Origin of the sequence: Corynebacterium frankenforstense, assembly GCF_030211955.1 — a bacterium.
GTDB classification, from domain to species: Bacteria; Actinomycetota; Actinomycetes; order Mycobacteriales; family Mycobacteriaceae; genus Corynebacterium; species Corynebacterium frankenforstense_A.
Window position 1 is genome coordinate 1 of sequence record NZ_JASODI010000122.1, and the last position, 228, is coordinate 228.

Below are 228 nucleotides of genomic sequence, written 5' to 3' on the forward strand. Positions count from 1 at the left end.
CCGCACGCGCAGCACCAATATTGGCATTAGCCGCCATTAACGCGTGTTCAGCTTCCATAATATCAGGGCGCTGCAATAAGATTTGCGACGGCAAGCCCGCCGGTAATTTAACGCTTTGCAGGCTGTCGCTGTTTACTGTCTGCGCTTGCGGCAGCTTGCCGTAGCTTCCCAATAATAGTTGCAATGCATTATTCGCCTGCGCCAGTTCCCCCTGACGTTTAGCGATGT

Annotated in this window: 1 pseudogene; it reads right to left on the bottom strand. The window is 53.1% G+C overall.

Annotated features, from left to right (window positions below):
- A pseudogene (locus QP119_RS11795) lies at positions 1-228 on the bottom strand (multidrug transporter); the annotation flags it as partial.